Below are 21,086 nucleotides of genomic sequence, written 5' to 3'. Positions count from 1 at the left end.
CCATGGAGCAGGCCGCTTCGCCCGGCGGGGGAAACCTCGTCCTGATCGCCGGCGCCGGCCGCCTGCCGGAACTCGTCGCCGATTCCCTGGTCCGGGCGGGCAAGCCGTTCCGCATGATCGCCCTGCGCGGCTTCACCGGCCGCCCCCTGCGCGGGCGGGCGGATGCGGTGGTGGACCTCCTCGACCTCGCCGCGACGCTCGCCCACCTCAAGAGCTGGGGACCGGCGGTGGTGGTGCCGGCGGGCAGCGTCGCCCGGCCGAGCGCGGCGGCGATCTTCAATGCCGGCGCGGCGTGGCGCAACCGCGAGGCCCTGCGCGAGATCGCGGGCGGCGGCGATGATCGCCTGCTGCGCGCCGCCGTGTCGCTGGTGGAGGAGAACGGGCACCGGGTGCTTGGCGTCCACGAGGCCGCACCCGATCTGCTTTGCCCGGAAGGCCCCCTCGGCCTCGTGAAGGCCGATGCCGAGGCCATGGCCTCGATCCGTACCGGGCAGGCCGTGCTCTCTGCGCTGGCGCCATTCGATGTCGGGCAGGCGGTGGCGGTGGCCGGGGACAGAATCCTCGCCGTCGAGGGGCCGGAGGGCACGGACAAGATGCTCGCCCGCGCCCGTGCCCTGGGGCGGAAGCCCTTCGGCCGGGGGCGCCCCAATGCCGGCACGGTGCTGGTGAAGGCGCCCAAGCAGGGTCAGGACCTGCGCATCGATCTGCCGGCCGTCGGCCCCCGCACAATCCGCAACGCCCATGCGGCCGGCTGCGCCGGGCTCGCCCTGAAGGCCGGCGGGACCCTCATCATCGACCGGGCCGCGACGGCGGCCGAGGCCGACAGGCTCGGCCTGTTCGTGATCGGCTTCGGAGGCGACGCATGAGCGGCCCCCGGATCTGGCTGGTGGCGGGCGAAGATTCCGGCGACCAGCTCGGCGCGAAGCTGATGCGGGCCCTGCGCGAGGCGGCGCCGGGCGTCACCTTCGGCGGCGTCGGCGGCGAGGCCATGGCCGAGGCGGGCTTCGTCTCGCTGTTCCCCCTCGATGACGTGGCGGTGATGGGCTACCTGCCGGTGCTCGCCCGCGCGCGGACGCTGCTGCGGCGCATCCGCGAGACGGCCGACGACATCGTCGCGGCCCGGCCGGACGTACTCGTCATCATCGACAGCCCCGGCTTCACCCATGCGGTCGCCAAGCGCGTGCGCAAGGCGGTGCCCGCCATCCCCATCGTGGATTACGTCTCGCCGAGCGTCTGGGCGTGGCGCCCGTGGCGGGCGAAGGGCATGCGCCCCTTCATCGACCATGTGCTTGCGCTGCTGCCGTTCGAGCCGGAGGCGCATCGGCGCCTGGGCGGCCCGGCCTGCACCTATGTCGGCCATCCGCTCATCGAACGGCTCGGCGAGTTGCAGCCCGATGCGGCGGCGCAGGCACGGCGCGAGCGGGCCCCCTACCCTCTCGTGGTGCTGCCGGGCTCCCGCCGCTCCGAGATCGAGCGGCTGATGCCGGTCTTCGGGCCGACCCTGGCGCGGGTCGCGCGGGAGGTCGCGGTGGAGGCGGTGCTTCCGGCGGTCTCGCGCCATCGGGCGCGGATCGAGGAACTGGCGAAGGCCTGGGACGTGCCGGTGCGGATCGTCTCGGGCGAGTCCGAGAAGTACGCGGCGTTCCGTTCCGGCCGGGCGGCGCTCGCGGCCTCGGGCACCGTGACCCTCGAACTGGCGCTGGCCGGCGTGCCGAGCGTCGTGGCCTACAAGGTCTCGCGGGCGGAGGAGTTCATCGCCCGGCGGCTGATCCAGGTGCCGAGCATCGTCCTGCCAAACCTGATCCTGAACCGGAACGCCATGCCGGAATTCGTGCAGGCCGATTGCTCGCCGGAAAACCTCTCGGCGTCGCTGCTGCCGCTGCTGCGCGGCGGGCCGGAACGCGAGGCGCAGGTCGCCGCCCTGGACCGGATGGACGACCTCACCATCCTGCCGGACGGCGACACCCCGAGCCGGGCGGCCGCGCGGGTGGTGCTCGCGATGCTGCGCGCTCCGGCGGTGGCCAGGGGGACACAGGCCGGCGATGGCGGCGCGGCGTGAGGCGCCGACAGCTTGACCGCAGAGTGGGGCGCGGTTCAATGCGTTCACGGGTGCCCGAGCGGGTCGGGATGGCCCGGTTGAGAGAGGGATGGCGGATCGTGCGGCGGTTTCCGCTCCTCGTCCTGGCGGCCCCGGTGCTGGCGGCGGCGCTCGCCGGCTGCTCCGCGACGAGCTTCTCCTACATCTCGAAGACCTATGTCGGCCTGCCGTCGCAGGTCGTGACCATCGGCTGCAAGGAGCCCTACGAGATCTATGACAACCGGCAGCAGCGCCGGATGCTCATCGTCTCGAACGCCCTGCGCGAAGTCGCCGGTTGCAACCTGAACGACCTGCGCATCGATCCCGATCCGGCCGCGTCCCGCACCGGCCGGTTCCGCACGGCGGCCCGCACCTATCTGGACGAGACCGTCCGGGAGGATTGCACGATCACGGGCGAGACGGATTTCGACGCGCTGAAGATCGAGTTCGCCTATTCCTGTGCGGCGCCCATCGAGAAGCGCGGCACCAAGGTTCCGCGTCTGCCGGGCCGTCGCCCCGGTCTCCAGGCGCAGTAAGCGTTCAGAGTTCCGGGCGCGGGAAGGTGCGCTCGGCCGCATCGCCCGCCGCCGCGAGCAGGGCGCGGGCGAAGGCTCTGGCCTCGGCCCGATCGAGGATCACCGCCGCCGTCACCGGCTGGCCCGCGAAATCCGGCAGGGTCAGTTCGAGGCGCACACCCTCGCTGACGGCGCTGGCTTGAAGGCTCCAGCCTGCTTCTCGTCCCGGCTGCTCGGCCATGATACTCCCCTCGTGAGAAATGACGCACCCCGCCCTCGCGCGGAACCGGTGCCGGCACGGCCTGTTCCCGCCCCATGCCGACGCGCCAAGCCTCTACGGCCTCCTCACTGCCCCGCCTGTCGGGTTTCCTCAAGGTCGCCGGACCCGGCCTCGTGGTGATGCTGGCCGATACGGATGTCGGCAGCCTCATCACTGCGGCGCAGAGCGGCGCGAAATGGGGATACTCGCTGCTCCTGCTGCAGCTTCTGCTGATCCCAATCCTCTACATCGTCCAAGAACTGACCGTCCGCCTCGGGACGGCGACGGGGCGCGGCCACGGCGAGTTGATCCGCGACCAGTACGGGCCGGTGCTGGCCTGGATCTCCTATGCCGGCCTCGTCGTGGCGGGAGTAGGCGCCATCGTCACCGAGTTCTCCGGCATCGCCGGGATCGGGGACCTGTTCGGGGTGCCGCGCCTCGTCAGCCTCGGACTTCCGGCCGCCCTCCTGCTGCTCCTCGTCTTCACCGGGAGCTACCGGCGGGTCGAACGGGTCGCGCTGGTGGTGGGGCTGTTCGAACTGGTCTTCATCGGGCTCGCCATCGCGGCGAAGCCGGATCCCGACGCGATCCTCAAGTCGTTCGCGCACATACCCCTCGGCAACGGCGATTTCCGCGTGTTGATCGCCGCCAACATCGGCGCGGTCATCATGCCGTGGATGATCTTCTACCAGCAATCGGCCATCGTGGACAAAGGCTTGGGCTGGGATCACATGCGCCGCGCGCGGCTCGATACGTTCATCGGCGCGGTGATCTCGCAATGCGTGATGGGCGCGATCCTTATCACGGCGGCGGCCACGATCGGCCAATCCGGCCAGGGCAGCAAGCAGGGGCTGGAGACGGTGGGCGACCTCGCCAAGGCGTTCACGCCGGCCCTGGGCCCGCTGCTCGGGCAGGCGGTGTTCGGGATCGGGATCATCGCCGCCGCCTTCATCGCCCTGAACGTGGTCGCGCTGGCGCTGGCCTGGGGCTTCGGCGACGTGATGCGGCAGCCGCATTCCCTGGAGAAATCCCCCCGCGAGGCGCCGGCCTTCTACGCCATCTTCACGGTCGCGGTGGTCGCGGGCGCCATCGCCGTGCAACTCGTCTCGAATCTCGTGGCGTTGAACGTCGCCGTCGAGGTGATGAACGCCCTGCTGCTGCCCCTGGCGCTCGGCCTGCTCATCCTCCTCGCGACGCGGGCGCTGCCCGAGGACAAACGCGTGAAGGGGGCCTACAAATGGGTCGTCTACGCGGTTTCGGGCGTGACGGTCGCCTTCGCGATGGTGGGTGTCCTCGACGGAATCGGTTTGATCTGACGAGTCCCGGTTGACGGCGTGGGAGGGATGATGTCTCCCCGGCGCGACAAGGAGGCGTTCATGTCAGAGATTTGGTTCCGCGCCGGTGAGGCCACCGTGCTGGCCGCCGAGGGTCAGTACACCGACGCCATGCCCGAAGTGTTGATCGGTTCGGTGCGCGGCCCGGTGGGCCAAGCCTTCGCCTCGATGATGGGGCAGGCCCAGGGCCACACCCGCATGTACGTGGTGCGCGATCTCAACCAGCTCGTGCGGCCGGTGACGATGATGACCAGCAAGGTCACGATCCAGAGCGCCGATTACGTCGAGCTTTTGGGCGGCGTCGTCCAGGCGGCGACGGGCGATGCCATCGTGGATTGCATCATCGAGGGCATCCTCCCGAAGGAGGGCCTCGACGACCTCTGCATGATTATCATGATCTGGCTCGATATCCGCTGCGCGGACGACGACAACCTCGACCGCAAGGACCTCTACCGGACCAATTACGAGGCGACCAAGATCGCCATCGCCCGCGCCCTGAAGGGCGAGCCGACGGTGGACGAGCTGATCGCCAACCGGAAGACGGTGAAGCACTACGCGCTGGAAGACCTGATCGAGTACTAAGCCTCGACAAGCGGCCTAAACCTCATCCTGAGGCGCGAGCCTCGAAGGAGGGTTCCAGGGATCGTCGCGTCCTCTGGAAATCTCCTTCGAGGCCGCTTCGCGGCCCCTCAGGACGAGGATTGCGGCCGGGATGATTGTCCCAGAGCGATCACCACCCGTTGATCCGCGGCCATTCCGCGTAGCGCCGTCCTTCGCCGTCGAGGACGTGGTAGCAATCGTATTGCGCGGCGGTGGCGCAGGCGTGGTTCGGCAGGATCCGCACCAGCGTGCCCACCGGCAGGTCGGGGCGCTCGGCCCCTGAGCCCTTCCGCAGGGCGAGCACCCCGTGCTCCTGGTTCGCCTGGGCGACGATCAGGTCCTCGAAGGGACGCCCCGCCCGGTCGCAGACGATCCCGTAGCCCTGGTCCACGGCTTGCGCGGCCGTGCCCCGGTCGCGGGACATCGCCATCCAGCCGGCATCGGTGATGATCCAGCCCTTGTCCGGCCGATGGCCGATGACGCTGGCGAGCACCGAGACGGCGATGTCGTCCACGGCGCAGGAGCCGATCCCGGCCTGGACCAGATCCCCGAACATGTAGACGCCGGCCCGCACCTCGGTGACGCCGTCGAGATGGCGGGCGTGCCGCGCGGTCGGGGTCGAGCCGACGCTCACCACCGGGCAGGTCAGCCCCGCCGCCCGCAGGGTCTCGGCCGCCTGGACCGCCGCCCGGCGCTCACCCTCGGCGGCCTCCGCCAGCGCCTCGGGATCCGAGAGGCCGTAGCTCTCGCCCGCATGGAGCAGCACGCCGCGTAGTTCCGCGCCCTCGGCGAGCGTCGCGCCGATGCCGCGCAGGAGGTCGGAATCGCCGGGCTTCACGCCGGAGCGGTGGCCATCGGGATCGACCTCGATGAAGACGGGCAGCCTGTCCCCGGTGGCCCGGCTCCATCGCGCGACCGCCTCGGCCTGCGCGAGCGAATCGAGAACCACCGCGAGGTCCACGCCCCAGCGGCTGCGGATCGCGCCGACGCGGTCGAGCTTGTGGAGGGCGATGCCGACCGCGTAGGTCAGGTCGCGCACGCCGCGCTCGGCGAAATACTCGGCCTCCTTCAGCGTCGAGACCGTGGCGGGGCCGTCCGGACCCGTCATCGCCATGCGGGCGACGTCGATGGACTTCGCGGTCTTGAGATGCGGGCGGAAGGTCACGCCGTGCCGCTCCACCTGCGCGCGCATGCCGGCGAGGTTGGCGGAAAGCTTGCCCTCGTCGAGGAGAAGGCAGGGCGTCTGCAGGCCATCGAGCCCGTCCTGTGATCCTGTCATCGCGTCACCACTCCAAAACCCCGGCCGCCCCTTTAGGCCTTCCGGTCAGCCGGCAAAACCAGGGCGGGCGTATCAGCGGCCGTGGATTGTTTGTGGCGCCCCACCGAATCCGGTGGACGGCGTGAGTCAGCTTCGTTCATAGAGCCTTAAACAACGCGGGGAGGGCCGCTCTTGGGACGGGACGTGATCCTGGCAACTCAAGGGTTGACCATGGAATTCAAGGGATTTCGTGCGGTCAACAATGTTGCGCTGCAAGTCGAACGCGGCACGATCCACGCGTTGATCGGCCCCAACGGGGCCGGCAAAACGACCTGTTTCAATCTTCTCACCAAATTCCTGCAGCCCACCGCAGGCTCGATCCGCTATAAGGATCGCGACATCACCGGCCTGAAGCCCGCCGACGTGGCGCGTCTTGGGCTCGTCCGGTCATTCCAGATCTCGGCGGTGTTCCCGCACTTCACGGTGATGGAGAACGTCCGCATCGCCCTCCAGCGGCGGCGGCACGGCGATTCGTTCGACTTCTGGCGCGGGGAGACAATCCTGCGCGCCTTCGACGCCGAGGCTCTGGAACTCGTCGAGGCGGTCGGCCTCTCCGAGTTCGCCAGGACGCTGGCGGTGGAGCTCTCCTACGGCCGCAAGCGCGCTCTGGAAATCGCCACGACCCTGGCGCTCGACCCCGAGATGCTGCTCCTCGACGAGCCTATGGCCGGCATGGGCCACGAGGACGTGGACCGCACCGCGCAGCTGATCCGCCGGGTCGGCAAGGACCGCACGATCCTGATGGTGGAGCACAACCTGTCGGTGGTGGCCTCCCTGTCGGACCGGATCACCGTCCTGGCGCGCGGGCAGGTGCTGGCCGAGGGCGATTACGCCACCGTCTCGAAGGATCCCCGCGTGATCGAGGCTTACATCGGGGCGGGACATGCGTGAGGCGGCCATGAAGGCATCCCCCGCCGCCGCCGCGGCCTCGCTCCTCACCGTGCGCGGCCTCGAAGGCTGGTACGGCGAGAGCCACGTGCTCCACGGCATCGACATCGACGTGAAGGCCGGCGAGGTCATCACGCTGCTCGGCCGCAACGGCGCCGGCAAGACCACGACGCTGCGGGCCATCATCGGTATCCTCGGGCGCCGCACGGGCTCCGTCGTCTATGATGGGGTCGAGACCATCGGCATGGCCTCGCGCAAGATCGCCAAGCTCGGCCTCGGCTACGTGCCCGAGGAGCGCGGCATCTTCTCGAGCCTCACGGTGCACGAGAACCTGATGCTGCCGCCCCGGGTAAAGCCCGGCGGCATGACGGTGGCCGAGATCCACACCCTGTTCCCGAACCTCAAGGAGCGGGCGGGCAGCCAGGGCACCAAGTTGTCGGGCGGCGAACAGCAGATGCTCGCCATCGGCCGCATCCTGCGCACGGGGGCGAAGCTGATCCTGCTCGATGAACCCACCGAAGGACTGGCTCCGGTGATCGTCCAGCAGATCGGCCGCACGATCCAGAAGCTGAAGGCGGACGGCTATACCATCGTCCTCGTGGAGCAGAACTTCCGCTTCGCACAGACGCTGGCCGACCGTCACTTCGTGATCGAGCAAGGCCGCGTCGTCGATCAGATCGCCAACGCCGATCTTGACGCGAATATCGACAAACTCCACGCCTATCTCGGCGTGTAAGCATCACTGATCCTGCCTCTACTGTTGACCGGCCGATCCGGCCCCAAGGAGTGACACCGATGAACGGACGCTTTCCGCTCGCCGCGCTCGCGGGCGCCTTCCTCGCGGGCGTCGCCATGGTCGCGCCGGCCTCGGCGCAGACCGCCGTGAAGATCGGCATCCTGGGCGACCGCTCGGGCGCCTATTCGGACATCAGCGGCGAGGGCTCGGTGGTCGCCGCCAAGCTCGCCCTGGAGGATTTCAAGCCCGAGGAGAAGGGCCTGAAGGTCGAGATCGTCTCCGCCGACCACCAGAACAAGCCGGATGTCGGCGCGGCCATCGCCCGGCAATGGTACGACCGCGACAAGGTCGACATGATCACCGACGGCGTCACCTCCTCCGTCGCCCTGGCGATCAGCCAGGTGACGAAGGAGAAGAACAAGGTCTTCATCGACACGGGCGCCGGCACCGCGGACCTCACCGGCCCGCAATGCAGCCCGAACACCATCCATTGGGTCTACGACACGGTGGCGCTGGCCAACGGCACCGGCGGCGCGATGGTGAAGCGCGGCGGGACGACGTGGTACTTCCTCACCGCCGATTACGTCTTCGGCCAGACGCTCCAGCGCGACACGACGAACGTCATCAACAAGAACGGCGGCAAGGTCGTCGGCTCTGTGAAGACCCCGTTCCCGACCGCCGACTTCTCGTCCTTCCTGCTTCAGGCGCAAAGCTCCGGCGCCAAGGTGATCGGGCTCGCCAACGCGGGCGCCGACACGATCAACGCGATCAAGCAGGCCGGCGAGTTCGGCATCACCGAGGGCGGGCAGGCCCTCGCCGGCCTCCTCGTCTTCTCGTCGGACGTGCATTCCCTTGGTACCAAGGTCGCGCAGGGCCTCGTGCTCACCGAGCCCTTCTATTGGGACCTCAACGACCAGACCCGCGCCTTCTCCGACCGCTTCTCTAAGCAGATGAAGAGCTCGAAGCCGACCTCGAACCATGCCGGCGTGTATTCGGACGTGCTCCACTACCTGAAGGCGGTGGCCGAGATGAAGTCGACCGCAGACGGCGCCGCCACGGTCGCCAAGATGAAGGCGACGCCGACCGACGACCCGCTGTTCGGCAAGGGCGTGGTGCGGGCCGACGGCCGCAAGATCCACGACATGTATCTGTTCGAGGTCAAGAAGCCCGCCGAGTCGAAGGGCGAGTGGGACCTCTACAAGAAGCTCGAGACGATCCCCGGCGATCAGGTCTTCCGCCCGCTGGGCGAGGGCAACTGCCCGCTGGTGAAGGGCTGAGCGTGTAGGCGTCTGGGAGTTTCGGCCATGATGACGATTTTCGGCGTGCCGACCCAGGCGCTGTTCGGCCAGTTGCTGCTCGGGCTGATCAACGGATCGTTCTACGCGATCCTGTCGCTCGGGCTGGCGATCATCTTCGGTCTGCTGAACATCATCAACTTCGCCCACGGCGCGCTCTACATGATGGGCGCGTTCGTGGCGTGGATGCTGCTCACCTATTTCGGCCTCGGCTATTGGTGGGCGCTGGGTCTGGCGCCCCTCGTGGTCGGCGTGTTCGGCGTGATCCTCGAACGGGTGCTGATCGCGCGGCTCTACAAGCTCGATCACCTCTACGGTCTGCTCCTGACCTTCGGGCTCGCGCTGATCATCCAGGGCCTGTTCCGCAACCAGTACGGCGTGTCGGGCCTGCCCTACGCGATCCCGGCCGAACTCTCGGGCGGCCAGCGCCTGCCCTTCATGTTCCTGCCGAACTACCGGGCCTGGGTGGTGGTGGCCTCGCTCACCGTCTGCATCGCCACCTGGCTCGTCATCGAGAAGACCAAGCTCGGCGCCTACCTGCGCGCGGCCACCGAGAACCCGACCCTCGTCCAGGCCTTCGGCGTGAACGTCCCGCTGTTCCTGACGCTCACCTACGGGTTCGGCGTGGCGCTCGCGGGCTTCGCCGGAGTGCTCGCCGCGCCGATCTATTCGGTGAACCCGAACATGGGCGCGGACATCATCATCGTGGTCTTCGCGGTGGTGGTGATCGGCGGCATGGGCTCGATCATCGGCTCGGTGATCACCGGCTTCGCGCTCGGCCTCGTCGAGGGCCTGACCAAGGTGTTCTACCCGGAGGCCTCCTCCACCGTGATCTTCGTCATCATGGTGGTGGTGCTGCTCGTGAAACCCGCCGGCCTGTTCGGGCGCACGGCCTGACCGCGAATCGAGGCTCGACACACATGGCCGACACCGCCGCCCTCGACGCCGCCCCGATCGCCGCCGCCCTGCCGGCGAGCCGGGACGACAAGGCGCTTCAGCGCAAGATCTTCATCGGCCTCGCCCTTCTGCTCGTGGCGGCGCCGATGGTGCTCTACCCGGTCTACCTGATGAAGGTTCTGTGCTTCGCGCTGTTCGCGTTGGCCTTCAACCTGCTGCTCGGCTACGGCGGCCTGCTCTCCTTCGGACACGCCGCCTATTTCGGCATGGCGAGCTACCTCTCGGCCTACAGCGCCAAGATGTGGGGGCTGACCCCGGAACTGGCGATCCTGCTCGGCACGGCCACCGCCGCCCTGCTCGGGCTCGTCTTCGGTTCGCTGGCGATCCGGCGGCAGGGCATCTACTTCTCGATGATCACCCTGGCGCTGGCGCAGATGGCGTTCTTCTTCGCCCTGCAGGCGAAGTTCACCGGCGGCGAGGACGGCATCCAGGCGGTGCCGCGCGGGTCCCTGTTCGGGGTGATCCCCCTCGATGATGACCGGGCGATGTACGCCCTCGTCGCCGTGGTGTTCTTCTTCGGGATGCTTGCGATCTACCGCATCATCCACTCGCCTTTCGGGCAGGTGCTGAAGGCGATCCGCGACAACGAGAACCGGGCCGTCTCCCTCGGCTACCGGGTGAACCAGTACAAGCTCGCGGTCTTCGTCCTCTCGGCGACGCTCGCCGGCCTCGCGGGCGCCACCAAGGCCATCGTGTTCCAGCTCGCCTCGCTCACCGATGTCCACTGGTCGATGTCGGGCGAGGTGGTGCTGATGACGCTGGTGGGCGGCATGGGCACGGTGTTCGGCCCCATCGTCGGCGCGCTGGTGATCGTCACCATGGAGACCTACCTCGCGCAGTTCGGCGCCTGGGTGACGGTGATCCAGGGCTGCGTCTTCGTGCTCTGCGTGCTGCTGTTCCGCGAGGGCGTGGTGGGGCTCATCGCGCGCCGGTTGCGCAAGCCGCTGTAGGATTCCCGTGCAGATCGCCGATCACGCCTTCCTCGTCACAGGCGCGGCCTCCGGCCTCGGGCGGGGCGTCGCCGAACACCTCGCGGCCCAGGGCGCGAAGCTCGTTCTGGCCGATCTCGAGCCGCGCGGCGGCGAGGTCGCGCAGGCGCTGGGCGCCACCTTCGTCCGCACGGACGTGGCCGACGAGGCACAGGGGCGCGCCGCCGTCGAGGCGGCCGTCGCCACGCATGGCGGCCTGCACGGGCTCGTCAATTGCGCGGGCATCGTCTCGGGCGGGCGGGTCGTCGGCCGCGACGGGCCGCACGACCTCGACGCCTTCGCCCGCACCGTGCGGGTCAACCTCATCGGCACGTTCAACATGATCCGCCTCGCCGCCCAGGCGATGGCGGCGGGCACGCCCAACGGTGAGGGCGAGCGCGGGGTGATCGTCTCGACCGCCTCCATCGCCGCCTTCGACGGGCAGATTGGCCAGGCGGCCTATGCCGCCTCGAAGGGCGGCGTGGCGAGCCTCACCCTGCCGCTGGCGCGGGAATTGGCGCAGCACGGAATCCGCGTCGTCGCCATCGCCCCCGGGGTGTTCGAGACGCCGATGATGGCGGGTCTGCCCGAGCCGGTGCGCGAGGCGCTCGGCCAATCGGTGCCCTTCCCGCCCCGCCTCGGCAAGCCGTCCGAATTCGCCGCCCTGGTCGGCCATGCGATCGCCAACACGATGCTCAACGGCGAGGTCATCCGCCTCGACGGCGCCCTGCGCATGGCGCCGCGCTGAGCGTTTTGCTCAGGCGCTGTGTAGGGCGCCCAACGTCGAAGCAAATGGCTTGCGTCGCCAAAACGTGCCGAGCCCAAGCTTGTGTTGCATCCAAGCATCGGAAATCAATGAGACGTCTCGGCAAATCAGAATTTCCGGGCTCAGCTCCAAGAGTTAAGCGTCCCGGAAACGGCCACGCTACCTTTCGTTAACCAATCGATCCTCATCATCCACTCATCAGCTGATGGGTGAAGCAATGTCCCAGGCCCGCACTCGCAGTTTCGACGACCCGACCCTCGATTGCCCGGTGCCACCCGAAACGGTGGGCCGTCTGGCGCGGGCGACACCGGGCGACCTGCCCGATCTCGTGGAAGGCATTCCGGAATCGACGCGGGCGCGGCTCGCGGTCTGGCTCTACGGGCGCAGCCACACGCACGAGATCGGCGTGCGCATCGCCGCCACCTGCGACGGGTCGAGCCTGCGCCGGGCGGGCGGCCTGATCGGCAACGCCCTCTACGACCTCTCCCGCCGGCCCTACACGGCGCCGACCCACGGCACCCGCGCCCACGGCGCGGCCCGGATCAGCCTTGGCGGGTCGAGCCGCTTCGCCTGACCGCAACGCGGCCCCTGTCGCCCGGCGCGGCCAGGGGGTATTCTGACGGGAAATGTCCGCTCCCGCCGCACCGATCCGCCGCCTCGACCCCGTCCTCGTGGACCGCATCGCGGCGGGCGAGGTGGTCGAGCGCCCGGCCTCGGCCGTCAAGGAACTGGTCGAGAACGCCATCGATGCGGGTGCCCGCGCCATCGAGGTCACGATCGAGAGCGGCGGGCGCCGCCTGATCCGGGTCGTCGATGACGGGCGGGGCATGTCGCCCGACGACCTCGCCCTCGCGGTCGAGCGGCACGCCACCTCGAAACTGCCGGACGGCGACCTCGGCGCCATCGCCACCCTGGGCTTCCGCGGCGAGGCCCTGCCCTCCATCGGCGCGGTCTCGCGCCTGTCGATCACCACCCGCGCCGAGGGGGCCGAGGCCGGGGCGAGCCTCGTGGTCGATGCCGGCCGCAAGGGCGAGGTCGTCCCGGCGGCGGGCGCACGGGGCACCCGCATCGAGGTCACGGACCTCTTCGCCGCGACCCCGGCCCGCCTGAAGTTCCTGAAATCCGACCGGGCCGAGAACGCGGCCGTGGGCGAGATCGTCCGCCGCCTCGCCGCCGCCCAGCCCGGCATCCGCTTCACCCTGCGCACGGAATCGGGCCAGCCCCTGGTCCTCCCCGCCGAGACGGGGGACGAGGCGTCCCTCCGGCGTCTGGCGGCGGTGCTGGGGCCGGACTTCCCGGCGAACGCCCTGCCGGTCGGCCTGGAGCGCGAGGGCTTCGCCGTCACCGGCCATGTCAGCCTGCCGACATTCCACCGGGGCGTGGGGAGCCACATCCACCTCGTGGTGAACGGGCGGCCGGTGCGCGACCGGCTGCTGCTTGGCGCGGTGCGCGGCGCCTATGCCGACACCCTGGCCTCCGACCGGCACCCGGTGCTCGGCCTCGTCATCGCCTGCGCCACCGACCTCGTGGACGTGAACGTCCACCCGGCCAAGACGGAGGTGCGCTTCCGCGAGCCCGGTCTCGTGCGGGCGCTGATCGTGAGCGCGATCCACGATGCCCTGCGCCGGGGCGGCGCGCGCTCCGCCACCACCGGGGGACAGCGGACCCTGGAAGCCCTGCGCCCCACCCTGCCGCGCATGACCGCGCATTCGGGCTATGCCGCCCCGAGCCTGTTCCACACGGCGACCGCGCCGCTGCCGCGCGGCCTGCCCTCCTTCGCCGCGCCCTCCGGCTACAGCACCCCCGCCTACCGGCCGACGCCCGGCCTCGCGGAATCGGTCCAGGCCCTTCTGGAGCCCTTGCCCGCGCTGCCGCCGCAGGCGGAGGCCGCACCGGAGAGCGAGCCCGCCGGGGAAGACCATCCCCTCGGCGCGGCGCGGGCGCAGATCCACGGCACCTACATCCTCGCCCAGACCCGCGACGGGCTCGTGATCGTGGACCAGCACGCGGCGCACGAACGCCTCGTGTACGAGCGGCTGAAGGCGCAGCGGGCGGAGGGCGGCATCGCCCGGCAGGGGCTGCTGATCCCCGACGTGGTGGAGATGGAGCCGGAGGCGGCGGAACGGCTCTGCGCCTGCGCGGCGGATCTGGAACGGCTGGGCCTCAGCCTCGAACCGTTCGGGCCGGGGGCGGTGCTGATCCGGGAGGTGCCGGCGCTGCTCGTCGGCGCGAGCATCCGCGACCTCGTGACGGACATCCTCGACGCCCTCGACGCCAGCGGCCTCGAAGAGGGCGGCGACCCCGCCACGGAGACGGGCCCGCTCGGGCGGCGCCTCGACGCGGTGCTCTCGCGGATGAGCTGCCACGGCTCGGTGCGGGCCGGGCGGCGCCTCAAGCCGGAGGAGATGAACGCCCTGCTGCGCGAGATGGAGGCGACGCCCAATTCCGGCCAGTGCAACCACGGCCGCCCGACCTCGGTGGAGCTGAAGCTCGCCGACATCGAGCGGCTGTTCGGGCGGCGGTGAGCCGGCCTACTTCTCGTACTTGATGTAGGCGAAGCGCGGATCTGTGGGGGTGCCTTCGAGCCCCTGGCCTTCCAGGCCCGGCTGCCAGGAGACGACCTCCTCGATCTTCTTGGCCAGGGCGAAATCCTTGTCGGTGATGCCCTTGGCGGCGTGGTTCATGAGCCGCACCTCGACCCAGGCATAGGAGGCGGTGATGTCGGGGTGGTGCCACGCGGCCTCGGCGAGGTGGCCGACCGTGTTGATCACCATCAGCGTGCTCTTCCACCCGGCCGTCTTGTAGGTGCGGCGGATCCACCCGTCCTCCAGGCGCCAGGACGGAAGCTCGGTCTTCAGCCGCGCCTCCACCGCCGCGTCGTCCATCGCGCCTTCACGCCGCTCGGTCATCGTGTTCGCTCCCTAATCGTTGGCGCACAACGTGCCTGCCCCTTCGGCGCGGTGCAAGGTCGCCCGCGCGCAGGTGGACGCGGCGGGCGGGCCGCCCTATGACCTTTTGGCAATGGCGTCCGCCCGTGGCGGCGCCCAAGGCTGCATGGCCGCGAAAGCCATCGGACCGGATAGACCGGAGGAGGAACGGCCCATGCTTTCACGGCGCGCCATGCTCGCCGCCGGCCTGCTCGGCGGCCTCGCGGCCCGCGCCGGGCAAGCGGGCGACCTCCCCTCGATCAAGCTCGGAAGCCTGCCCTTCGGCACCTCCACCTGGGAGGCGGCGGTCATCAAGGCGCGGGGCCTCGACACCGCCAACGGCTTCACCCTGGAACCGACGAAGCTCGCCGGCAACGATGCCGCGCGGATCAGCTTCGTCGGCGGTCAGGTCGATACGATCATCGGCGATTTGCTCTGGGCGGCCCGGCTCAGCAACGAAGGCCAGGCCCTGCGCTTCATCCCCTATTCCACCTCCGAAGGCGCCGTGATGGTGCCGAAGGACAGCCCGATCCAGAGCCTGAAGGACCTCGTCGGCAAGAAGTTGGGCGTGGCGGGCGGGCCCCTCGACAAGAACTGGCTGCTGCTGAAGGCCCAGGCCCGCGACGCGGCCGGGATCGACCTGGAGAAGCAGTGCGAGATCGCCTACGGCGCGCCTCCGCTGATCACCCTCAAGCTCGAACAGGGCGCCCTCGACGCGGCGCTGACCTACTGGACCTATTGCGCGCGCCTCGAACCCAAGGGGTTCCGCCGGCTGATCCGCGCCGAGGACATCATGCGCGCGCTGGGAGCGGGCGGGGACGTCTCGCTGATCGGCTACCTGTTCCACGCCGCCACCGTGGCCGAGAAGCCGGCGGCGGTGGGCGGCTTTTACCGCGCCTCGCGGGCGGCGAAGGACATGCTGGCGACCGACCCCTCGACCTGGGACATCGTGCGCCCGCTCATGGACGCGAAGGACGACGCGACCTTCGAGACCCTGAAGCGCGAGTTCCTGACCGGGACCCCACGCCGACCGATCTCGGCCGAGCGCACGGACGCCGCCAAGCTCTATGCGGTGCTGTCGCGGCTGGGCGGCGAACGCCTCGTCGGCGCGGGCAACGGCCTGCCGCAGGACTTCTACTACGACGGCTCCCGCGATGGTTGACGCCAGCGTGGTTCCGCCGGCGTGCTGACCCGCATCGTTTCCCTGGCGATCCTCGTCGCCGCGTGGCAGGCCGCCGCGTGGGAGGCCCATTCGCGCCTGCTGCCCGCGCCCCTCGCGGTGCTGGACTTCATCGTCGCGGAGGCCCAGCGCGGCGACCTCGCGCACAACATCGGCATCACCCTGCTGCGGGTGGCCATCGCCTTCGCCATCGCCATGGCGCTCGGCATCGCCCTCGGCGTGGCCCTGGGGCGCTCGCGCAAGGCCGACCTCGCCCTCGACACGCCGCTCCTCGTACTGCTCAACACGCCCGCCCTCGTCATCACCGTGCTCGCCTATGTCTGGGTCGGGCTCACGGAGACGGCGGCGATCCTCGCCGTGGTGCTGAACAAGCTGCCGAACGTCGCCGTCATCGTCCGCGAGGGCGCGCGCAACCTCGATCCCGGCCTGGAGGAGATGGCCCGCGCCTATCGCTTCGACCGCTGGACGTGGATGCGGGACGTGCTCATCCCGCAATTGCAGCCCTACATCGTCACGGCGGCTCGGTCTGGCCTGTCGCTCGCCTGGAAGATCGTCCTCGTGGTGGAATTGCTGGGGCGGCCGGACGGGGTCGGCTTCGCAATCAACTTCTACTTCATCCAGAGCACCGACGTGGCCGCCATCATCGGCTACAGCCTCGTCTTCATGACGGTGATGATCGGGATCGACGTGCTTCTCCTCCAGCGGCTCGAAGCCCATGTCCGACGCTGGCGCTGAGACCGCGCCGGTCCTGCGGGTCGCGGTCGCGGGGAAGACCTACCGGCCGAAGGGCGCCGAGCCCGTCGAGGCCGTGCGCGACCTCGCCTTCACCATCCGCGAAGGCGAGATCGTCTGTCTCATCGGTCCCTCGGGCGCGGGCAAGACGACGACGCTGCGCATCCTGCTGGGCCTCGACACGGATTTCACCGGGGAGGTCGCGGGCGCGGAACAGGCCGGCATCGTGTTCCAAGAACCGCGCCTGCTGCCGTGGCGCAGCGTCGAGCACAATGTCCGCCTCGGCCTCAGGAAGGCGGAACGGGGCCGCGACCTCGATGCCCTGTTCGAGCGGCTGGGCCTGACGCCCTGGCGGACCCGCTTCCCCGGCGCGCTCTCCCTCGGGATGCAGCGGCGGGTGGCCCTGGCGCGGGCGCTCGCGGGGGGGCCGCGCGTGCTGGTGCTGGACGAGCCCTTCGTCTCGCTCGACGACAACGCAGCGTCCGAATTGCGGGCGCTGGTGGTCGACACGGTCGATGCGGCCGGGATGAGCGTTCTGATGGTGACGCACAACGTCGCCGAGGCCATCGCCATCGCCGACAGGCTGCTGCTCGTCTCCCGCCGCCCCGCGACGCTCGTCGCCGACATCGCCCTCGACCGTCCCCGTCCGCAGCGGGACCGGGCCTGGGCCGACGCGACGCGCACGAGCCTGTCCGCGCGCCACCCCGAGGTGATCGCGGACTGAGCGTCAGTTCGCTTTGGCGTCCACGTCCAGCCGTTCGAGCACGGCGGCGGGCGACGGGGCGGTGCCGAGTTCCACGAAGCCGATGCCGGTGGGCTCCTTCGCCTTGGCGCGGATCGTCAGCTTGCCGGGGTTCATCACGAACTGGCCCATGGCCGCGCCGATGTTCTTCGCCGCCGGGCCGTTGCCGAGGATCACCGGCACGCCGAGCACGCTCGCGGTGACGTATTCCTTGCGCAGCTCATCGGGCTTGAGGCTCAGCTCCTTCGCCTGCGCGGCGAGGAAACGCTCGAACAGGCCGCTGTTCTCCACGGTCAGGTCGAGGGTGCGGGCGTTGCCCGAGAACAGCAGCATCGTCTGCGCCGGCACGCTGCCGGAGAACAGTTCGGGGCCGATGCCGCCGAACAGGGCCGCGAGCTTCACCGTGCCGATATCCTTGCCGGAGAGCGTCACGTCGCGCAGGGCGACGGTGCGCGCGGCATCGTCCCAGGCGGCGTCGGCCGACATGTCGAAGCTCAGATCGCCGTAGCCGAAGGCCGGCAGGGCGCCCACCAGCGGAAGGCCGGCGGCCAGGGAGGCCGGCACGTCGAGGCCGGTGAGCGTCAGCCGCGTCGAGGCCGGAGCCCCCTCCACGACGGGCCCCGGCCCGAAGACGCCCCGCCGCAGGACGACGCGGTTCACCTTCGCCGGAATGGGCACCAGGGGATCGCCCGCCTTCGCATCCGGCGCGCGGGCCTCGGCCATCCGCGCGCGGGTGGGCTTGGCGCTCTGCGCCAGCTTCTCGCGCGGCGTGTCAAGGGCGCCGCGCTTCTGCACCGGCGGCTCCGGCGGCAGATCGACGGTGAGGTCGGTGAGGGTGAGCGTGCCGAGACCGGTGGCGAGGCGGCGGGCCTCGTCGGGGCCGGGGGTGGTGTCGGGCTTCTCGGCGAGGCGGCGCAATTCCGCGATGACCGGCCCGAGGCTCGTGCCGGTGAGGGTCAGCCGCCCGAGCCGCGTCCGGGTGGCGCCGCTGGCATGGGAGAACCCCTCGATGCCGACGCCCGCATCGGGGCCGGCGGATGAGTAGAAGAGGCGCTCGATTTCCGCGAGCAGGGGCTCGGCGGTGGAATCGCTGATGCTCACGCCCTTGATGTCGATGCTGCCGACCGTCTGCGCGCCGAGGATGTCGGCAGCGGCCGAGGCCGAGCGGCTTTGCGTCGCCGGATCGTTCAGCCCGCCCGCGAGGGCGTCGAGGGCGCCGTTCCAGCCCCCCGGCACCTGCCGGGCGCCGAGGTCGCGGCCTTCGAGCCGCGTGACCTTCACGGTCGTGCCCTTCTCGTCCGAGATGGCGATGTCGGAGAGTTGCAGGCTGCCGTAGACCCGCAGCACCGGCCCCTTGCCGTCCCCCGCCTCGGTGGCGAGGCGCCCGAAGGAGGTGAGGTCGACATCGGTGGCGCGGAAGGCGCCGTAGGTGCCGGCCGCCCCCGGCGACGCCTTGGTGCCCTTGGACGACAGCGTGACGCCCGAGGCGGTGAGTTCGCCGATCCTGCCCGCGCGGACATCCTTCGCGACCACGTCGCGATAGGTCGCGCTCTGGCGCAGGTCGCCGGGGCCGGCATGTTCCGAATCGACCACCGGGGCGGTCAGGCTCGCCGCGTCGAGGCGGGCGAGGCGCGTCGCCCACGGCTCCGGCCCGTCGGGCTTCAGGATCGCCGCGAGGTCGTCCCTCGACAGGCGCGTGCCGCTCGCGGTCAGCTTCGGCACCTTCACGACCGTGGCGCCGATGGGCAGCATCACGTCGGTGAGCGTCACGTCCTGGACGGCGGCGGCGCCTTCCTGCGCAACCCCCGGCTGCGGGACGACGAGGCCGACCGCCAGCGCGGCAGCGCAGGCCGCGAGAGCCGACCGAAGACGGCGGGCCGCCGGAAAGGTCATGGACAGGTCCGATTTACCGAAGCACGGGCGCGCCTTATCGGGTGGCGCGTTTTACGACGCGACACAATCCCGCGATGGTGGCGTGAGCGTGGCGGACGGGACCTGTCACCCGCCCGCAACGCTGCAAGCCTCGATTAAAGCGAGAACGAAGTACCGCACCCGCAGGACGCGGTGGCCAGCGGGTTCTCGATCTTGAAGGATTGGCCGATCAGATCGTTCACGAAGTCGATCGTCGAGCCGGCCATGTACTGCACCGAGACCGGATCCACGACCACCGTCGCGCCGTCGCGCTCGATGGCGATGTCCTGGTCCTGCCGGTCGCGGGCGATGTCGAAGGAATAGGAGAAACCGGAACAGCCGCCGCCGTTCACGCTGATGCGAAGCAGCGATCCGGGCGGCTCGCCACCCATGATCTCGTTGATGCGCTTGGCGGCGCGGGGCGTCAGGATAATCTCGGACATCGGTTCAGCCACAGGCATTTCCGCGGCGGCGCGGGACGGCGATTGCCCTGCGCCCTCGGACCACCAAGATATGAGCCTCGGGTCCGTGCTGCAATGCGGGCGCGTGAGGAGCGAGCGTGCAGGATACGAGACGGCCCAACGGCGAGCGGTGGCGCGCGCCCTATGCGACGGACCCGGCTGCGACACGGGGCCGGCTCATCCCCGAGCCGGGCTCGCCCACGCGCAGCGATTTCCAGCGCGACCGCGACCGGATCATCCATTCCACCGCCTTCCGGCGGCTGAAGCACAAGACGCAGGTCTTCGTGCATCACGAGGGCGACCATTACCGGACGCGGCTGACCCATTCCCTCGAAGTGTCGCAGATCGCCCGCGCCCTGGCCCGGGCGCTGGGGCTCGATGAGGATCTGGCGGAGGCCCTCGCCCTGTCGCACGACCTCGGCCACACCTGCTTCGGCCATACCGGCGAGGATGCGCTGGACGCCTGCATGGCGCCGTTCGGCGGCTTCGACCACAACGCCCAGACCCTGCGGATCGTCACCCGGCTGGAGCGACGCTATGCCGGCTTCGACGGGCTGAACCTCACCTGGGAGACCCTGGAAGGGCTGGTGAAGCACAACGGCCCGCTCCTCACCGCCGAGGGCCTGCCGACCCCGCGCTATGCCGAGCGCGGCATCCCGGCGGCGATCCTCGAATACGACGCGGTGAATCCCCTCGACATCGCGCTCCATGCCGGGCCGGAGGCGCAGGCCGCCGCGCTCGCCGACGACATCGCCTATGCCGCGCACGACCTCGATGACGGGTTGCGCGCCGGCCTGTTCGACCTTTCCGACCTCGACGCCGTGCCGTTCCTCGGGGGGCTGCTCGATGAGATCGCCACCCTGCATCCCGGCCTGGAATCGGCGCGGGTGGTCCACGAACTCGCGCGGCGGGTCATCACCCGTTTCGTGGAGGACGTGATCCGCGAGGGCGGGCGGCGGATCGCGGCGCTGAACCCCAAGACCGTCGCCGACATCCACGCCGCCGGGGCGCCGGTCGTCGCGTTCTCTCCCGCCATCGAGGCGGCGGATGCGGAGGTGATGCGCTTCCTCTGGAAGCGGATGTACCGCGACCCCGGCGTGATGGCGGTGCGCGAGCAGGCGGCTTCCATTGTCTCGGACCTGTTCACCGCCTTCAAGGCCGACCCGTCGCGCATGCCGCCGGAATGGAGCGCCGACCTCGCGCAGGCCTCCGAGCCGCGAATCGCGCGCCGCATCTCGGACTACATCGCGGGCATGACCGACACCTACGCCGTGCTCGCGCACCGCACGCTGTTCGAGGCCACGCCGGAGTTGCAGCGCTCCCCGCCGAGCCGGGGCCTGCCGCTGGCGGAACCCTGAGCGAGACAAGCGCCGACCCCGCCCCGCTTCACGGCAGGGCGGGGATGGTGTAGCGCGATCCG

Annotated in this window: 22 protein-coding genes; 17 read left to right on the top strand and 5 right to left on the bottom strand. The window is 70.1% G+C overall.

From position 1 onward, the window contains the following. Positions 1-2: 2 nt before the first annotated feature. The 3 genes from ACXJ1Y_RS21695 to ACXJ1Y_RS21685 all read left to right on the top strand — a co-directional run bounded on the left by ACXJ1Y_RS21695 (position 3) and on the right by ACXJ1Y_RS21685 (position 2,613). Entirely contained in the window at positions 3-866 is an 864-nt protein-coding gene (locus tag ACXJ1Y_RS21695) for an LpxI family protein (protein WP_463848133.1), read from the top strand. Further along, the gene (gene lpxB / locus ACXJ1Y_RS21690) at positions 863-2,059 is read left to right on the top strand and encodes a lipid-A-disaccharide synthase (RefSeq protein WP_463848132.1); all 1,197 of its coding nucleotides are present in this window, start codon (positions 863-865) and stop codon (positions 2,057-2,059) included. The genes ACXJ1Y_RS21695 and lpxB overlap by 4 nt, the downstream gene beginning before the upstream one ends. 68 nt (positions 2,060-2,127) lie before the next feature. Beyond that, a complete protein-coding gene (locus ACXJ1Y_RS21685) occupies positions 2,128-2,613 on the top strand; it encodes a hypothetical protein (protein ID WP_463848131.1) in 486 nt (161 codons plus the stop codon). A gap of 4 nt (positions 2,614-2,617) precedes the next feature. Here ACXJ1Y_RS21685 and ACXJ1Y_RS21680 read toward each other — a convergent pair whose 3' ends face one another. Beyond that, the gene (locus ACXJ1Y_RS21680) at positions 2,618-2,833 is read right to left on the bottom strand and encodes a hypothetical protein (protein ID WP_463848130.1); all 216 of its coding nucleotides are present in this window, start codon (positions 2,831-2,833) and stop codon (positions 2,618-2,620) included. Positions 2,834-2,907: 74 nt separating this feature from the next. Here ACXJ1Y_RS21680 and ACXJ1Y_RS21675 point away from each other — a divergent pair, with 74 nt between their 5' ends. Next, the gene (locus ACXJ1Y_RS21675) at positions 2,908-4,167 is read left to right on the top strand and encodes an NRAMP family divalent metal transporter (RefSeq protein WP_463848129.1); all 1,260 of its coding nucleotides are present in this window, start codon (positions 2,908-2,910) and stop codon (positions 4,165-4,167) included. A gap of 60 nt (positions 4,168-4,227) precedes the next feature. After that, complete coding sequence (gene fae, locus ACXJ1Y_RS21670; RefSeq protein WP_243952031.1) at positions 4,228-4,767, top strand: formaldehyde-activating enzyme; 540 nt, start codon at positions 4,228-4,230, stop codon at positions 4,765-4,767. Between the two features lie 148 nt (positions 4,768-4,915). On the opposite strand, the gene ACXJ1Y_RS21665 is transcribed toward fae, so the two are convergent. Further along, positions 4,916-6,064 carry a DSD1 family PLP-dependent enzyme gene (locus ACXJ1Y_RS21665; RefSeq protein ID WP_463848128.1) on the bottom strand — a complete coding sequence of 383 codons (1,149 nt, stop codon included), beginning with the start codon at positions 6,062-6,064 and terminating at the stop codon, positions 4,916-4,918. A gap of 210 nt (positions 6,065-6,274) precedes the next feature. Here ACXJ1Y_RS21665 and ACXJ1Y_RS21660 point away from each other — a divergent pair, with 210 nt between their 5' ends. The 8 genes from ACXJ1Y_RS21660 (at position 6,275) to mutL (ending at position 14,238) form a co-directional block, all read left to right on the top strand. Further along, entirely contained in the window at positions 6,275-6,994 is a 720-nt protein-coding gene (locus tag ACXJ1Y_RS21660; protein ID WP_463848127.1) for an ABC transporter ATP-binding protein, read from the top strand. Continuing rightward, positions 6,987-7,727, top strand: coding sequence for an ABC transporter ATP-binding protein (locus tag ACXJ1Y_RS21655; RefSeq protein ID WP_463848126.1), 741 nt, complete (start codon positions 6,987-6,989; stop codon positions 7,725-7,727). Before ACXJ1Y_RS21660 ends, ACXJ1Y_RS21655 begins: the two co-directional genes overlap by 8 nt. Before the next feature lie 59 nt (positions 7,728-7,786). Continuing rightward, positions 7,787-9,004 carry an ABC transporter substrate-binding protein gene (locus ACXJ1Y_RS21650; protein ID WP_463848125.1) on the top strand — a complete coding sequence of 406 codons (1,218 nt, stop codon included), beginning with the start codon at positions 7,787-7,789 and terminating at the stop codon, positions 9,002-9,004. 27 nt (positions 9,005-9,031) lie between these two features. Then, positions 9,032-9,919 carry a branched-chain amino acid ABC transporter permease gene (locus tag ACXJ1Y_RS21645; RefSeq protein ID WP_463848124.1) on the top strand — a complete coding sequence of 296 codons (888 nt, stop codon included), beginning with the start codon at positions 9,032-9,034 and terminating at the stop codon, positions 9,917-9,919. Positions 9,920-9,942: 23 nt separating this feature from the next. Further along, positions 9,943-10,929 carry a branched-chain amino acid ABC transporter permease gene (locus ACXJ1Y_RS21640; protein WP_463848123.1) on the top strand — a complete coding sequence of 329 codons (987 nt, stop codon included), beginning with the start codon at positions 9,943-9,945 and terminating at the stop codon, positions 10,927-10,929. 7 nt (positions 10,930-10,936) lie between these two features. Then, entirely contained in the window at positions 10,937-11,695 is a 759-nt protein-coding gene (locus tag ACXJ1Y_RS21635) for an SDR family NAD(P)-dependent oxidoreductase (protein ID WP_463848122.1), read from the top strand. 235 nt (positions 11,696-11,930) lie between these two features. Then, the gene (locus ACXJ1Y_RS21630) at positions 11,931-12,287 is read left to right on the top strand and encodes a hypothetical protein (RefSeq protein ID WP_463848121.1); all 357 of its coding nucleotides are present in this window, start codon (positions 11,931-11,933) and stop codon (positions 12,285-12,287) included. Between the two features lie 52 nt (positions 12,288-12,339). Further along, entirely contained in the window at positions 12,340-14,238 is a 1,899-nt protein-coding gene (mutL, locus tag ACXJ1Y_RS21625) for a DNA mismatch repair endonuclease MutL (protein ID WP_463848120.1), read from the top strand. A gap of 6 nt (positions 14,239-14,244) precedes the next feature. Here the strand turns inward: mutL and ACXJ1Y_RS21620 are convergent, their stop codons facing one another. Next, the gene (locus ACXJ1Y_RS21620) at positions 14,245-14,622 is read right to left on the bottom strand and encodes a 4a-hydroxytetrahydrobiopterin dehydratase (protein WP_463848119.1); all 378 of its coding nucleotides are present in this window, start codon (positions 14,620-14,622) and stop codon (positions 14,245-14,247) included. Between the two features lie 193 nt (positions 14,623-14,815). Between ACXJ1Y_RS21620 and ACXJ1Y_RS21615 the strand changes: the two genes are divergently transcribed. From ACXJ1Y_RS21615 to ACXJ1Y_RS21605, 3 genes are read left to right on the top strand one after another with little or no spacing between them, the layout of a single operon-like run. Next, positions 14,816-15,802: an ABC transporter substrate-binding protein gene (locus ACXJ1Y_RS21615; protein ID WP_463848118.1), complete on the top strand. Its 987-nt coding sequence runs from the start codon at positions 14,816-14,818 to the stop codon at positions 15,800-15,802. Positions 15,803-15,823: 21 nt separating this feature from the next. Then, positions 15,824-16,555: an ABC transporter permease gene (locus ACXJ1Y_RS21610; protein ID WP_463848117.1), complete on the top strand. Its 732-nt coding sequence runs from the start codon at positions 15,824-15,826 to the stop codon at positions 16,553-16,555. Beyond that, on the top strand, positions 16,536-17,276 hold the full coding sequence (locus ACXJ1Y_RS21605) for an ABC transporter ATP-binding protein (RefSeq protein WP_463848116.1): 741 nt from the start codon (positions 16,536-16,538) through the stop codon (positions 17,274-17,276). Before ACXJ1Y_RS21610 ends, ACXJ1Y_RS21605 begins: the two co-directional genes overlap by 20 nt. 3 nt (positions 17,277-17,279) lie before the next feature. Here the strand turns inward: ACXJ1Y_RS21605 and ACXJ1Y_RS21600 are convergent, their stop codons facing one another. Both ACXJ1Y_RS21600 and ACXJ1Y_RS21595 read right to left on the bottom strand, forming a co-directional pair. Then, a complete protein-coding gene (locus tag ACXJ1Y_RS21600) occupies positions 17,280-19,187 on the bottom strand; it encodes an aq_1923 C-terminal domain (protein ID WP_463848115.1) in 1,908 nt (635 codons plus the stop codon). A gap of 134 nt (positions 19,188-19,321) precedes the next feature. Further along, a complete protein-coding gene (locus tag ACXJ1Y_RS21595; protein ID WP_243952017.1) occupies positions 19,322-19,648 on the bottom strand; it encodes a HesB/IscA family protein in 327 nt (108 codons plus the stop codon). 116 nt (positions 19,649-19,764) lie between these two features. On the opposite strand from ACXJ1Y_RS21595, the gene ACXJ1Y_RS21590 reads away from it, so the two are divergent. Then, positions 19,765-21,024 (top strand): deoxyguanosinetriphosphate triphosphohydrolase, encoded by a 1,260-nt coding sequence (locus ACXJ1Y_RS21590; RefSeq protein WP_463848114.1) that lies wholly within the window; start codon positions 19,765-19,767, stop codon positions 21,022-21,024. Positions 21,025-21,086: the final 62 nt, after the last annotated feature.

The sequence above is a fragment of the Methylobacterium sp. TK26 genome (assembly GCF_055361565.1).
The sequence above is the reverse complement of the archived record's forward strand: the minus strand, read 5'-3'. Positions and strand labels throughout refer to the sequence as shown.

Coding starts and splice junctions, on each gene's coding strand:
- ACXJ1Y_RS21620 (WP_463848119.1), bottom strand. CDS start 14,622: ATGACCGAGCGGCGTGAAGGCGCGATGGACGACGCGGCGGTGGAGGCG.
- ACXJ1Y_RS21650 (WP_463848125.1), top strand. CDS start 7,787: ATGAACGGACGCTTTCCGCTCGCCGCGCTCGCGGGCGCCTTCCTCGCG.
- ACXJ1Y_RS21660 (WP_463848127.1), top strand. CDS start 6,275: ATGGAATTCAAGGGATTTCGTGCGGTCAACAATGTTGCGCTGCAAGTC.
- ACXJ1Y_RS21600 (WP_463848115.1), bottom strand. CDS start 19,187: ATGACCTTTCCGGCGGCCCGCCGTCTTCGGTCGGCTCTCGCGGCCTGC.
- ACXJ1Y_RS21685 (WP_463848131.1), top strand. CDS start 2,128: ATGGCCCGGTTGAGAGAGGGATGGCGGATCGTGCGGCGGTTTCCGCTC.
- mutL (WP_463848120.1), top strand. CDS start 12,340: ATGTCCGCTCCCGCCGCACCGATCCGCCGCCTCGACCCCGTCCTCGTG.
- ACXJ1Y_RS21695 (WP_463848133.1), top strand. CDS start 3: ATGGAGCAGGCCGCTTCGCCCGGCGGGGGAAACCTCGTCCTGATCGCC.
- ACXJ1Y_RS21680 (WP_463848130.1), bottom strand. CDS start 2,833: ATGGCCGAGCAGCCGGGACGAGAAGCAGGCTGGAGCCTTCAAGCCAGC.
- ACXJ1Y_RS21615 (WP_463848118.1), top strand. CDS start 14,816: ATGCTTTCACGGCGCGCCATGCTCGCCGCCGGCCTGCTCGGCGGCCTC.
- ACXJ1Y_RS21595 (WP_243952017.1), bottom strand. CDS start 19,648: ATGTCCGAGATTATCCTGACGCCCCGCGCCGCCAAGCGCATCAACGAG.
- ACXJ1Y_RS21640 (WP_463848123.1), top strand. CDS start 9,943: ATGGCCGACACCGCCGCCCTCGACGCCGCCCCGATCGCCGCCGCCCTG.
- ACXJ1Y_RS21630 (WP_463848121.1), top strand. CDS start 11,931: ATGTCCCAGGCCCGCACTCGCAGTTTCGACGACCCGACCCTCGATTGC.
- ACXJ1Y_RS21655 (WP_463848126.1), top strand. CDS start 6,987: ATGCGTGAGGCGGCCATGAAGGCATCCCCCGCCGCCGCCGCGGCCTCG.
- ACXJ1Y_RS21675 (WP_463848129.1), top strand. CDS start 2,908: ATGCCGACGCGCCAAGCCTCTACGGCCTCCTCACTGCCCCGCCTGTCG.
- ACXJ1Y_RS21605 (WP_463848116.1), top strand. CDS start 16,536: ATGTCCGACGCTGGCGCTGAGACCGCGCCGGTCCTGCGGGTCGCGGTC.
- lpxB (WP_463848132.1), top strand. CDS start 863: ATGAGCGGCCCCCGGATCTGGCTGGTGGCGGGCGAAGATTCCGGCGAC.
- fae (WP_243952031.1), top strand. CDS start 4,228: ATGTCAGAGATTTGGTTCCGCGCCGGTGAGGCCACCGTGCTGGCCGCC.
- ACXJ1Y_RS21665 (WP_463848128.1), bottom strand. CDS start 6,064: ATGACAGGATCACAGGACGGGCTCGATGGCCTGCAGACGCCCTGCCTT.
- ACXJ1Y_RS21645 (WP_463848124.1), top strand. CDS start 9,032: ATGATGACGATTTTCGGCGTGCCGACCCAGGCGCTGTTCGGCCAGTTG.